Below are 12,187 nucleotides of genomic sequence, written 5' to 3' on the forward strand. Positions count from 1 at the left end.
GGGAAGGATCGGGGATGGTTGCGCGCTATGAACGGATCGCCGATGAGCTGCGGGGCGAGATCCTGTCGGGCGCGCACCCGGTCGGCTCCCAGCTCCCGAGTGAGGCGGAGCTGGCCGAGCGGCACGGCGCGGCCCGCGGCACCGTCCGCCAGGCGATCGCGGTGCTGGCCGCCGAGGGGCTGGTCGGCTCCCGGCAGGGCGCCCGGCGGATCGTGCTCGGCAGGGCGCGCAGCCAGAGCTTCGCGGAGCTGCACAGCTTCGCCCAGTGGGCGCGCGCGAACGGCTACCGCTACGGCGGCCAGGTGATCGAGCAGCGCCGCCGGGCCGCCCGCGGCACCGAGCCGGCCCGGCTGGGCTGCGCGCAGGTGCTGGAGGTGCTGCGGGTGCGCACGCTGGAGGGCGAGCCGGTGCTGCTGGAGCGGACGGTGTACGCGGACTGGGTGGCCGGCGCCGTCGAGGGGCTGCCGGCCGACTGCGAGTCGGTCACCGAGGCGCTGTACGCGTCCATCGGCCTGGTGTTCGCCTACGGGGAACACCTCATCGACGCGGTGCCCGCCGGGGCCCGGGACGCCCGCCTGCTGGGGGTGCGCCGCGGCAGCCCGCTGCTGCGCCAGCGCAGGACCACCACCACGTACGAGGGCCGCCCCGTGGAGACCTCCGACGACCGTTACCGCGCAGGCAGCGTGGCCTTCAGCATCCGCAACTCGATCGGCGCCAACCCGCTCGTGAGGCAGGCCGGCGACTTGCGTTTCGGCGGCGGAGAACATATGTTCGAGTCATAAGCGCCCGTCTTCCCCCGGGTGGCTCAGTAACCGGACCAGAGCCGCGGGGAGAAGCGTCTTGAGCAGACTCTATGGCGATCCGATAGAGGTGTGGACCAGAGACGGGGAGCCGACCCAGTTCGTCTGGCGCGACCGGCTTTACCTCGTCCGCCGCGTCCTCGACCAGTGGGTGGTCGCGCGCGAGTGGTGGAAGACCGGCGAGGGCGACCCGGGTGAGCGCCAGTTCTGGCGGGTGGAGGCCAGCCCCGGCCGCGAGGTGGGCTCCTACGAGCTGCGTTACGACACCGCGAGCAACGGCTGGCTGCTGCTGAGGGCGTGGGACTGATGGCGCCCCCGTTCGCGCACCTCGACGTGTGCTCCGCCTACTCCATGCGCTACGGCACCGCGTTCCCGCGAGCGCTGGTGAACCGGGCGGTGGAGCACGGGATGGACATCCTCGCCCTGACCGACCGCGACGGCCTCTACGGCGCGATCAAGCACGTCCAGGCGTGCGCGGAGGCCGGTATCGCGCCGGTGGTCGGCGTGAACCTGGCGCTCGACGCCCCGGCCTCCGCCTTCACCCCGGTGCCGGGCGCCCGCGCGCCGCGCCCGCGGACCGGCCCCGACGCCGAGGATCGCGTGACCGTGCTGGCTCGCGGCAAGGGCTGGTCCCGCCTGTGCCGCCTGGTCACGGCCGCCCATCACGCGGGGGAGCGGGGCGCGCCCAAGGTGACCCGCGAGCTGCTCGGCGAGTGGGCCGGCGGGCCCGGCGGCGACCACGGCTTCGGCGCGGAGGACGGGCTCGTGGTGCTGCTCGGCCCCAGGTCCGACGTGGGCCGCGCGGTGGCCGCGCGGCGTGACGAGCACGCCAGGGCGCTGCTCGGCCAGTGGCGCGCCGCCGTGCCGGGCGTGGTGGTCGAGCTGGTCGACCAGTACGGCTTCCGCGACGCCGGCACCGCCGTCCGCATGCTCGGCCTGGCGGAGTCGGCGGGTGTGCCCGCGATCCTGACCAACGCCGTGCGCTACCTCGACCCCGCCGACCACCAGGTCGGCGACGTGCTCGACGCGGCCCGCCAGCTCGTCCCGCTGCACCCGCGCCACCTGGAGCGCACCACCTCCCACGCCTACCTCAAGAGCACCAAGGAGATGTGGCAGGTCGCGGCCAAGGTGTGCGGCGCCGACCAGGAGCGGATGGGCTGGCTGCTGTTCACCACGAGGCGGCTGGCCGAGGCGTGCGCGATGGAGCCGCTCGACGTGCTCGCGCTGCGCAACGACCCGCCCGCCCTGCACCTGCCGGAGATCGGCCGCGACCCCGTGCCGCTGCTGCGCCACCGCGTCGAGGACGGCCTGTTCAGGCGCGGCCTCGACCGCTCCGCCGACGCCAGGGAGAGGCTGCGCGACGAGATGGCGATCATCGAGCGCAAGCGCCTGTCCGGCTACTTCATCGCCGTGGCCGGCATCACCGACATGATCCGCGACATGGGCGTCCGCTGCGCCATCCGCGGCTCGGGCGCCGGCAGCCTGGTCAACTACCTCATCGGCATCGGCGAGGTGAACCCGCTCGAACACGGCCTGCTCATGGAGCGCTTCCTGTCGGAGGGCCGCATCGGGCTGCCCGACATCGACGTGGACGTCGAGTCGGCCCGCCGCCTCGACTGCTACCAGGCCATCTTCGACCGCTACGGCGAGTCCCGCGTGGCCTGCGTGTCCATGATGGAGACCTACCGGGCCCGCAGCGCCATCCGCGACGTCGCCGGCGCGATGGGCCTGCCGCCGCACGAGATCGACGCCATCGCCAAGGCGTTCCCGCACATCAGGGCCAGGCAGATCACCGCGTCCCTGGAGGACCTGCCCGAGCTGCGCGAGAGCCGGCTCGGCGAGGCCGGGCTCGACCGGGTCTTCCGGCTGGCGGAGAAGCTCGACGGCCTGCCCCGGCACATCGCGCTGCACCCGTGCGGCGTGCTGATCGGAAACGCCGGGCTGCGCGACCGCACGCCGGTCGAGCGCAGCATGCTGGGCTTCCCGATGTCGCAGTTCGACAAGGACGACGTGGAGGAGGCCGGGCTGCTCAAGCTCGACGTGCTGGGCGTGCGGATGCAGTCGGCGCTGGCGTACGCGCTGAGCGAGATCAAGCGCGTCGACGACGTCGTGGTGGAGCTCGACACCCAGCGCGGCGACGACCCCGGCGTCCAGTACGTGCCGCACGACGACCAGGACACCTACGACATGATCTGCGCCGCCCGCACCCTCGGCTGCTTCCAGATCGAGTCGCCCGGCCAGCGCGAGCTGGTGGCCAAGCTGGAGCCGCGCAGGATGCACGACCTGATCGTGGACATCTCGCTGTTCCGCCCTGGGCCGGTCAACTCCGACATGGTCACCCCCTACCTGGAGGCCAGGGGCGGGTGGCGGCAGCCGTACTACCCGCACGAGCGGCTGCGGGAGGCGCTGAAGGAGACCCACGGCGTCGTGGTCTTCCACGAGCAGGTCCTGAAGATCATCTCGGTGATGACGGGGCGCGACCTGTCCTACGCCGAGAAGCTGCGGCGCACGCTCGACACGCCGGAGGGCCGCGAGCGGGTGCGCCGCGCGTTCGTCCCGCTGGCCAGGGCCAACGGGTTCGACGACGCGGCCGTGGAGCGGGCCTGGCAGGTGCTCGACGCGTTCGGCTCGTTCGGGTTCTGCAAGGCGCACGCGGCGGCGTTCGCGCTGCCCACGTACCAGTCGGCCTGGCTCAAGCGGCACCACGCGGCGGCGTTCTTCGCCGGGGTGCTCACGCACGAGCCCGGCATGTACCCGCCGCGGGTCATCATCGACGAGGCCCGGCAGTGCGGGGTGAAGATCCTGCCCCTCGACATCAACAAGTCCGGCAGGGACTGGCAGGTCGAGCGGATCGGGCCGCGCGTCCAGGTCCGCGTGCGGCCCTCCTCGCTGGAAGGCGGATCTCCCGTGCGCAGAGACTTCAAGATCGGGGAGATCGGCAAGGGGTACGCGCTGCGGGTGCCGTTCTCGGCGATCAAGGGCGTCAGCGAGGCCGAGGTCGAGCGCATGGTGGCCGGGCAGCCGTACACGTCGCTGGCCGACTTCTGGGACCGCGCCCGGCCCTCGCGGCCCACGATCGAGCGGATCGTCCAGGTCGGCGGCCTCGACGCGCTGCACGACCTGCACCCGGGCGGCGGGCGCCGCTGGCGGCCCGGCGAGCTGACCAGGCGCGACCTGATCGCCCAGGTCGGCGCGCTCGACCGGGCCTCCGCCATCGGCGTGCAGGCGGGCCCGCGCAAGTCCAAGCGCTACAGCTCGCACATGTCCCAGCTGGATCTCACCAAGAACGCGGTTCCCCCGGCGGTACAGCTTCCGCTCGGGTTCGGCGAGAGGCTGCCGCCGGGGGAGCTGCCCGAGATGACGGAGACGGAGATGGTCGAGGCCGAGCTGGAGATCCTCGGCATCGACGTCAGCCGGCACATCCTCAGCTTCCACGACGAGCTGCTCGACGCGCTCGGGGTGGTACGTTCCAGAGACCTGCTCACGCGGCGCAACGGGGCGGAGATCCTCGTCGCCGGCGTCAAGGTGGCCACCCAGACGCCCGCCATCCGCTCGGGCCAGCGCGTCATCTTCACCACGCTCGACGACTCGACCGGGCCGATCGACCTGACGTTCTTCGAGTCGGTGCAGGGGCGGTGCGCGTCGATCGTGTTCGGGTCGTGGCTCATGCTGGCCAAGGGGGTGGTCCGGCGCACGGGGGTGCGGGCGGTGTCGCTGCGGGCGGTCGACTGCTGGAACCTCGCCGACCTCGACGCGCTGTGGCGCTCCCAGGGGATCGAGGCGGTGCGGGCCGTGCTGGAGCGGACGCCGCAGGACCTGGCCGGGGTCGGCGGCCGGAAGATCGAGTACGCCAACGGGTTCAGGCTGTCGCCCTACTCCGACCTGGGGCCGGCCGTCACCGCGAAGCCACCCAGGCAGCTCTGGCACGCCAGCCCGGGCAGCTCGGGCCCCACTGCGGCCTGACCGTCAGCTCGTGCGGCCCACCGCCGTGGACCCGGGAGCCGGTTGCGGCGACTGCGGGGAGAAGGCCCGCAGGGTGCCCGGCTCGACCACCCGGGCCGACCGGGCGGCCCGCTGCAGCCGCGTCAGCTCCCGTACGGTGCCGGCGCACAGCAGCGCCGCCACCGAGGCGCAGGCCAGCTCCGGCACCCCCACCCCCGTCAGGTCGCCGGCGGAGGCGTCGAGCGGCAGCCGGATCGTGAACAGGGCGAGCGTGCCGAGCCAGGCCGCCCACCACGAGCCCAGCAGCGCCAGCCAGCGCCCGCGGCGCCCGGCGGGCGGACGGGTGCCGCGCCAGACCTCGTCGACCAGCACCGCCGGCGCGACGAGGTTGACGCCCGGCAGCAGCCAGGCCGCCGCGACCGGGGCGGTGGCGGCGGAGCGGTCGTTGGCCTGCCTGGCGCGCACGAGCCAGGTCACGTAAGCGGCAGCGGCGGCGACGGTGGTGACCGCCACCAGCATCATCAGCACCGCGAACAGGGTCACCGCCCCCACCACGGCCTCGGCGTCGGCGCCCTGGGGGCGCCCGCCGAAGGCGGCCAGCTCGGCGGCGAGCCGGCGCCCGCGCGACAGCTCGAAGCTCACGAGAGCGCCGAGGGAGAGGATCTGGGCGGTGAGCGTCACGTAGACGGCGGAAGCGGCTCTGGCGGGCGATGCCTGGGTGTAGCGCACGTTGATCTCCCCCCGGGCCATGCGCTGAGGTTCTGATTCACTTGTATCCCGGCGGCCCCGCTGTTAATCAGCTCACCACGCCGGATTCCCACGCCCAAGCTGCGATTTCAACCCGATTGCGGACACCGAGCTTGGCCTGGATGCTGCCCAGGTGCGTCTTCACCGTCGACAGCGACACGAACAGCTCCGCCGCCACCTCCTGGTTGGTGCGCCCCCTGGCGACCAGGCGGACGACGTCCAGCTCGCGGTCCGTCAGCGGGTCGTTCACCGGGGCCGGGACGCGGCGGGGCTGGGCGAGGTGCTGCAGCAGCCGCACGGTGACCGACGGTGAGACCAGCGCGTCGCCCGCCGCCGCGGCCCTGACGGCCTCGATGAGCAGCGTGGGCCCGCTGTCCTTGAGCAGGAAGCCGGTGGCGCCGGAGCGCAGGGCTCCGTACACGTACTCGTCGAGGTCGAACGTGGTCACGATGACCACCCGCAGCGGGTTCTCCACGCCGGGGCCGGCCAGCACGCGGGTCACTTCCAGCCCGTCGAGCTTGGGCATCCTGATGTCGAGCAGGCACACGTCCGGCCGCAGCCGCCTGGCCTCCGCGACGGCCTCGGCGCCGTCGGAGACGGCGGCCACGACCTCCATGTCCGGCTGGGCGTCGAGGATCATCTGGAAGCCGGTGCGCACCAGTTGCTGATCGTCTGCGATGAGAACCCGAATAGTCACGGCCCCAACTCTAGGATCAGCCGTTCGGCCGAGGCGGATATGGACGCAAGGCCGATCCCCGCGCACCCCCTCCGGCGGGAGCCTGGACGGCATGAACGACGTGCTTGTTGGACGGGCCCTGGCCAAACGGTTCGGGCAGACGGTCGCCCTGGGCGGCGTGGACATCGCGGTACGGTCGGGCGAAGCCGTGGCGATCATGGGGCCGAGCGGTTCCGGCAAGTCGACCCTGCTGCACTGCCTGGCCGGCATCATGAAGCCGGACGGGGGCGAGGTGCACCTGCTCGGCCAGCGCATCGACACGCTCGGCGAGCGCAAGCGCAGCGCGCTGCGCCGCACCCGCTTCGGCTTCGTCTTCCAGTTCGGCCAGCTCCTGCCGGAACTGCCCGCCGAGGAGAACGTGGCGCTGCCGCTCATGCTCGGCGGCGTGCCGAGGGCCCAGGCCGTACGGCAGGCCCGCGAGTGGTTCGCCCCGCTCGGCCTGCACTCCCTGGAGGCCAGGCGGCCGGGGGAGCTGTCCGGCGGCCAGGCGCAGCGGGTGGCCATCGCCAGGGCGCTGGTGACCAGGCCGGCCGTGGTCTTCGCCGACGAGCCCACGGGGGCGCTCGACCAGCAGACCGGGCAGGAGACCATGCGGCTGCTGGTGGAGGCCACCAAGCACAACGACGCCAGCCTGATCGTCGTCACCCACGACCCCAACGTGGCCGCCTGGTGCGACCGCACGGTCGAGGTCCGCGACGGCCGGCTGCTGACGAGAGAGCCCGGGGTGTACGCGTGAACCTCGATCTGACCTGGCGGCTGCTCAAGGGCGGCGGGCGCAGGGGCCTGCTCGGCACCTGGCTCACGCTGGGCGCCGTGGCGGTGGCGACGGCGCTGCTGCTGTTCGCCGTGGCGGCGAACTCCGCCTTCCAGGCCAGGGCCGAGCGCGGCGCCTGGCGCAACCCGGTGCCGGCCGCCTCCGGCGCGGTCGCCGTCGAGGCGTCCCGCTACGACTTCGTCCGCGACCGGACGATCACCGTCGTCGACCTGGCCGCGCTGCCCGGCCGGACGCCGGAGCCGCCGCCGGGGCTGCCCCGCTTCCCCGCGCCGGGCGAGACGTGGCTGTCACCGGCCCTGGCCGAGCTGGCCGAGGAGCTGCCCGCCGGCGAGCTGGCCGAGCGTTACCCCGGCAGGAAGGGCGTGCTGGGGGACGAGGCGCTGGTGTTCCCCGGCGAGCTGGTCGCGGTCGTCGGCCACGCGCCGGACAGCCCGGCGATGACCGCGCAGCGCACCGACGACTGGGTCGTCGCCAAGCCGCCCGTCAAGGTCGCGAGCCTGGCCGGGCAGCCGAGCGAGGACGCCGAGGCGTACCAGGTGCTCTCGCTCATCGCCAGCGTGCTCATGGTCGTGCCGCTGCTCGTCTTCGGGGGCGCGGCGGCCCGGCTCACGGTGGCCAGGCGGGATCAGCGGCTGGCCGCGCTGCGCCTGGTCGGAGCCACGCCCGGGCAGGTCGTGGCCATGACGGTGGCGGAGGCGGTGATCGTCGCGCTGGCCGGCGCGCTGGCGGGGGCCGTCGTGTTCGCGCTGGCCGTGCCGCTGCTGGCCGGGATCGAGATGCAGGGCGGGCCGTGGTTCGCCGGCGACCTGTTCCCGCCGCCGCTCGTCCTGGCCGGGGTGCTGGTCGCGGTGCCGCTGCTGGTGGGGCTGTCGGCGGTGGCCGGGCTGCGGCGGGTCGTGGTGAGCCCGCTCGGCGTGGCCAAGCGGGAGACGCCGCCGGGCATGCGGTTCGTACGGGTGCTCGCCCTGCTGGCGGTGCTGGCCGCGTTCCCGCTGCTGACCAGGGGCACCAGCGCCTCGATCATCGCGGTGGCGCTCGCCCTGGCGTTCCTGTGCATCAACCTGGCCGGGCCGTGGGTGGTCGGCATGATCGGCCGGATCACGGCGGCGAGCGCGCGCGGCCCCGCCCGGCTGCTGGCCGGCCGCCGGCTCGTGGACGACCCGCGCGCGGCCTGGCGGACCGTGAGCGGCGTGGCGCTGACCGGCTTCGTGGCGGGCTTCCTCGGCCTGCTCAGCCCGACCGGGTTCGGCGACGAGGTGACGGGCCCGCCCCAGCTGCGCGTCACGGCGCCGGCCGGGCAGGTCACGGAGGTGGCCGCACGGGCCCGCGAGCGGCTGCGCGCCTCCGGCGTGCAAGCCACGGTGAAGCCCGTCAAGAACGTCGTGGTCGCGGCGCTGGGCAGCACCGCCGACGACGCCACCCTCGACCGCGCTCGCACCGCGCTGGCCGAGCTCGTGCCCGGCCGCACGCCCACCACGCAGCGTGACGACCGGCGCTTCGGGATCCAGATCCTGGCCGACGTGCGGGTGGGCACGATCGTGGTGCTGTCGGTGTCGTTCCTGGTGGCCATCGCCAGCTCGGGCATCACGGCCACGTCGTCGATCCTCGACCGGCGGCAGACGTACGGGCTGCTGCGGCTGGCGGGCACGCCGCTGGAGGTGCTCGACCGGGCCCGCCGCACCGAGACGCTGGTCCCGCTGACGGTCATGGGCGGCGGGGCGATCCTGGTCGGGGCGTTCTGCGCGGTGCCGTTCATGATCGGCGGCATGAACGTGGTCGGCACGGTCACGCTCGTCGCCTGCGTCGTCGCGGGCTTCGCCGGGGTGATCGGGGCGGGCGCGCTGAGCCGCCCGCTGCTCCGCTCGGTGACGGCCGACCCTGCGCCCCGCCCCGATTAGTTCACCCCAGCACGAGGTCGCGGACGAGCTTGAGCGAGGGCTCGTCCCGGACCCCCATGACGAGCAGGCTCGTGACCGGGCTGCGGTGCCACAGCTCCAGCCGCTCCTTGATCCGGCCGGGCGGGCCGACGAGCGAGATGCCGTCGGCCAGCTCGTCCGGGATCGCCCGGAACGCCTCGTCCTTGCGCCCCGCCAGGTAGAGCGCCTGGATGTGCTCGGCCGCCTCCGCGTAGCCCATCCGGCCGATGATGTCGGCGTGGAAGTTGCGCTGCCGGGCGCCCATGCCGCCGATGTAGAGCGTCAGCATCGTCTTCACGACGTCGAGCGCGCCCCGGAGGTCGTCGGAGATGAGCACCATCACCATGGCGGCCACGTCGAAGCCCGGCTCGGCGCCCGACAGCGCCTCGCCGTACATCTCCTCGATCTTCTCGGGGAAGGCGAACAGCGGCAGCCAGCCCTGCGCGACCTCGGCGGCCAGCGCCACGTTCCTGGGCCCCTCCGCCCCGAGATAGACGGGGATGTCGGGGCGGAGCGGATGGGTGATGGACTTGAGCGGTTTGCCCAGGCCGCCGGGCAGCGGCAGCGGGTAGTGCGGGCCGTCGCTGGTGACCGGCTCGTCGCGGCGCCACACCTTGCGCATGATCTCGACGTACTCGCGGGTCCTGGCCAGCGGCCGGGCGAACGGCTGGCCGTACCAGCCCTCCACCACCTGCGGCCCGGAGGCGCCCACGCCCAGCAGGAGCCGGCCGCCGGTGAGGTGGTCGAGCGTCATGGCGGTCATCGCGGTCGTGACCGGGGGCCTGGCGGAGATCTGGGCGATCGAGGTGCCCAGCTTGATGCGGGACGTCCGCGCGCCGTACCAGGCCAGCGGCGTGAAGACGTCGCTGCCGTACGCCTCGGCCGTCCAGACCGAGTCGTAGCCGAGGCGTTCGGCCGCCAGGACCGATTCGGTCGCGTCGTCGGCGTTGCGCTGCCAGTAGCCGAGGTTCAAGCCGAGCTTCATGGGACACCTCCGGAATTAAGTTCTATTACGGCCGGGGATGTCCCAAGTGTCAATGGAGGATCTTCCGGGGAAGTGACACTCTGTGCTCAAGGCTCTCTGTCGACTCGCCTGCCTGCTGCTTCTCCTGCCGGCGGCCGAGCCGACGATCGCGGCGGGCGACTCCCGGCCCAACATCGTCCTCATCCTGGCCGACGACCTCGAGACCGGCACGCTGCCGCTGTTCCCGAACATCACGCAGCAGCTCGTCCGCCAGGGCACCTCGTTCGACCGCTTCTTCGTGACGAACTCCTGGTGCTGCCCGTCCAGGGCGTCGATCCTGCGCTCGCAGCACGTCCACAGCCACGGGGTGCTGACCAACACCGCCCCGGAAGGGGGCTTCGACCGCTTCCACACCCTAGGACTGGAACGTTCCACGGTGGGCACCTGGATGCAGCAGGCCGGCTACCGCACCGGGCTGATGGGCAAGTTCCTCAACCACTACCCGGGCGGCACGGCGGAGGAGGAGTACGTGCCGCCGGGCTGGGACGAGTGGGACGTCCCCGTACGCAAGCTCTACGAGGAGTACGGCTACCGGCTCAACGAGAACGGCGAGCGGCGCGAGTACGGCTGGGAGGAGGACGACTACCTGTCCGACGTGCTGGCCGGCAAGGCCCACGACTTCATCACCGACGCCGACCAGCCGTTCTTCCTCTACCTGGCCCCGATCGGCCCGCACAACCCGTCCAACCCGGCCCACCGGCACGCGCACGCCTTCCCGCTGGCGATGGCGCCGCGCACCCCGTCGTTCAACCAGGCCGACGTGAGCCACGAGCCGTACTGGCTGCGCAACAGGCCGGCACTCACGCCGGACACCCAGGCCGACGTGGACGAGCACTACCGCAGGCGGCTGCGCGCCATGCTGGGCGTGGACGACCTCGTCGGCTCGGTGGTGGACGCGCTGCGGGAGTCGGGGAAGCTGGACAACACCTACATCTTCTTCACCTCCGACAACGGCTTCCATCTCGGCACGCACCGGCTGAAGCAGGGCAAGACCACTCCGTTCGAGGAGGCGATCAGGATCCCGCTCGTCGTGCGCGGCCCCGGCGTCGCGGCCGGCGCGACGGTCACGCACATGGGCGCCACGATCGACCTCGCCCCCACCTTCGCCGAGCTGGGCGGGGCCACGGTGCCGCCGTTCGCGGAGGGCCGCTCGCTGGTGCCGCTGCTGCGCGGCAGGCCACCCGCCCAGTGGCGAAAACAGGTGCTCGTGGAGTTCACCCGCCCGGCCGACCGGTCGTCGGCGGCCCAGACGCCCGTGCCCGCCTACCAGGCGCTGCGCACCGAGCAGCACACCTACGTCCGGTACGAGACGGGGGAGCGGCAGCTCTACGACCTGACCACCGACCCCTACCAGCTCACGAACCTGGCGAGCACCGCCGACCCGGCGCTGCTGGCCCGGCTCGACCAGCGGCTGTCGGGCATGGTCGCCTGCTCGGGGGCGAGCTGCCACGTCGCCGACAGCCAGGGCTAGCCGGGGCCGGCGAACAGCGCGGGGTAGGCGTGCGCGAGGTGCTCCGACACGGCCCGGGTCGCCTCGCCCGCCTCGCCGCGCTCGATGGCCTCGAGGATGCGGACGTGGTCGGCGCGCAGGACCGAGGTGTCGCCCAGCCGCCGCACCGCTTCGACCGAGTACCTGCGCATCGAGTCGCGCAGCGAGCGCATGATGGCGGCGATGAGCCGGTTGCCCGACGCGTCCGCGATCGCGCAGTGGAAGGCCGTGTCGTGCTCGACGAACTCCTCCGCCGTGCGCGCCGCGTCCATCCCGGCCAGGGCGGCGGCCAGGGCCGAGGTGTCGGCCCGCGACGCGGCGGCCTGGGCGGCGGCCCACTGCTCGATCATGTGCCGGGTGTCGATGACCTCGCGCATCTCCAGGCTGGCCAGGCCCAGGTGGAGCCGCAGCAGGTCGGTCAGCGCCGAGTCGGGGCGCGAGGTGAGCACGGCGCCCGCGTCGGGGCCCCGGCCGACCTGGGAGGAGACGACGCCGAGGGTCTCCAGCACGCGCATCGCCTCGCGTACCGAGGAGCGGCTGACGCCGAGCTGCTCGGCGAGCTGGCGCTCGGCGGGCAGCCGGTCGCCCACGGTGAGGCCGTCCTCGGTGATGCGCCGCTCGATCTGCGCGAGCACGTCCTCGAACGTCCGCGTCCGCTTGACGGGACGCCAGCCGGTGTCGTCCACCCTGGAGCCTCCTCGCTGCCGGCCGGTAATGTTGTGCTTCGATATGGTCTGACCATACTGTGGTCGGACCAT

The 12,187-nt window shown here is 73.2% G+C and carries 10 protein-coding genes; 6 read left to right on the forward strand and 4 right to left on the reverse strand.

All coding sequences use genetic code 11. From position 1 onward, the window contains the following. The first annotated feature begins 14 nt into the window (after positions 1-14). The 3 genes from HCN51_RS33655 to HCN51_RS33665 are packed head-to-tail and all read left to right on the forward strand — an operon-like array spanning position 15 to position 4,763. On the forward strand, positions 15-782 hold the full coding sequence (locus HCN51_RS33655) for a GntR family transcriptional regulator (protein ID WP_168015119.1): 768 nt from the start codon (positions 15-17) through the stop codon (positions 780-782). Positions 783-840: 58 nt separating this feature from the next. Continuing rightward, positions 841-1,107: a DUF6504 family protein gene (locus HCN51_RS33660; RefSeq protein ID WP_168015120.1), complete on the forward strand. Its 267-nt coding sequence runs from the start codon at positions 841-843 to the stop codon at positions 1,105-1,107. Continuing rightward, on the forward strand, positions 1,107-4,763 hold the full coding sequence (locus tag HCN51_RS33665) for a DNA polymerase III subunit alpha (protein ID WP_206068175.1): 3,657 nt from the start codon (positions 1,107-1,109) through the stop codon (positions 4,761-4,763). The genes HCN51_RS33660 and HCN51_RS33665 overlap by 1 nt, the downstream gene beginning before the upstream one ends. A gap of 3 nt (positions 4,764-4,766) precedes the next feature. Here the strand turns inward: HCN51_RS33665 and HCN51_RS33670 are convergent, their stop codons facing one another. Together HCN51_RS33670 and HCN51_RS33675 are read right to left on the reverse strand one after the other, a co-directional pair. Next, on the reverse strand, positions 4,767-5,492 hold the full coding sequence (locus tag HCN51_RS33670; protein WP_168015121.1) for a DUF4328 domain-containing protein: 726 nt from the start codon (positions 5,490-5,492) through the stop codon (positions 4,767-4,769). A 46-nt stretch (positions 5,493-5,538) separates the two neighbouring features. Beyond that, the gene (locus HCN51_RS33675; RefSeq protein ID WP_080046055.1) at positions 5,539-6,186 is read right to left on the reverse strand and encodes a response regulator; all 648 of its coding nucleotides are present in this window, start codon (positions 6,184-6,186) and stop codon (positions 5,539-5,541) included. 91 nt (positions 6,187-6,277) lie between these two features. On the opposite strand from HCN51_RS33675, the gene HCN51_RS33680 reads away from it, so the two are divergent. Further along, the gene (locus HCN51_RS33680) at positions 6,278-6,961 is read left to right on the forward strand and encodes an ABC transporter ATP-binding protein (protein ID WP_168015122.1); all 684 of its coding nucleotides are present in this window, start codon (positions 6,278-6,280) and stop codon (positions 6,959-6,961) included. Then, on the forward strand, positions 6,958-8,898 hold the full coding sequence (locus HCN51_RS33685; RefSeq protein ID WP_168015123.1) for an FtsX-like permease family protein: 1,941 nt from the start codon (positions 6,958-6,960) through the stop codon (positions 8,896-8,898). Before HCN51_RS33680 ends, HCN51_RS33685 begins: the two co-directional genes overlap by 4 nt. Before the next feature lies 1 nt (position 8,899). Here HCN51_RS33685 and HCN51_RS33690 read toward each other — a convergent pair whose 3' ends face one another. Beyond that, positions 8,900-9,901, reverse strand: a complete 1,002-nt coding sequence (locus HCN51_RS33690; protein ID WP_168015124.1) for an LLM class F420-dependent oxidoreductase — start codon at positions 9,899-9,901, stop codon at positions 8,900-8,902. Between the two features lie 82 nt (positions 9,902-9,983). Between HCN51_RS33690 and HCN51_RS33695 the strand changes: the two genes are divergently transcribed. Further along, on the forward strand, positions 9,984-11,411 hold the full coding sequence (locus HCN51_RS33695) for a sulfatase-like hydrolase/transferase (RefSeq protein WP_168015125.1): 1,428 nt from the start codon (positions 9,984-9,986) through the stop codon (positions 11,409-11,411). Here the strand turns inward: HCN51_RS33695 and HCN51_RS33700 are convergent. Next, positions 11,408-12,115: an FCD domain-containing protein gene (locus tag HCN51_RS33700; RefSeq protein WP_168015126.1), complete on the reverse strand. Its 708-nt coding sequence runs from the start codon at positions 12,113-12,115 to the stop codon at positions 11,408-11,410. The two genes, HCN51_RS33695 and HCN51_RS33700, sit on opposite strands and share 4 nt — an antisense overlap. Between the last annotated feature and the right edge of the window lie 72 nt (positions 12,116-12,187).

This window comes from Nonomuraea composti (assembly GCF_012034275.1).
GTDB lineage: Bacteria > Actinomycetota > Actinomycetes > Streptosporangiales > Streptosporangiaceae > Nonomuraea > Nonomuraea composti.

What these genes read in the sequence shown, in the direction of transcription:
- HCN51_RS33690 (WP_168015124.1), bottom strand. Translation starts at nt 9,901, where the DNA reads ATGAAGCTCGGCTTGAACCTCGGCTACTGGCAGCGCAACGCCGACGAC.
- HCN51_RS33670 (WP_168015121.1), bottom strand. Translation starts at nt 5,492, where the DNA reads ATGGCCCGGGGGGAGATCAACGTGCGCTACACCCAGGCATCGCCCGCC.
- HCN51_RS33665 (WP_206068175.1), top strand. Translation starts at nt 1,107, where the DNA reads ATGGCGCCCCCGTTCGCGCACCTCGACGTGTGCTCCGCCTACTCCATG.
- HCN51_RS33680 (WP_168015122.1), top strand. Translation starts at nt 6,278, where the DNA reads ATGAACGACGTGCTTGTTGGACGGGCCCTGGCCAAACGGTTCGGGCAG.
- HCN51_RS33655 (WP_168015119.1), top strand. Translation starts at nt 15, where the DNA reads ATGGTTGCGCGCTATGAACGGATCGCCGATGAGCTGCGGGGCGAGATC.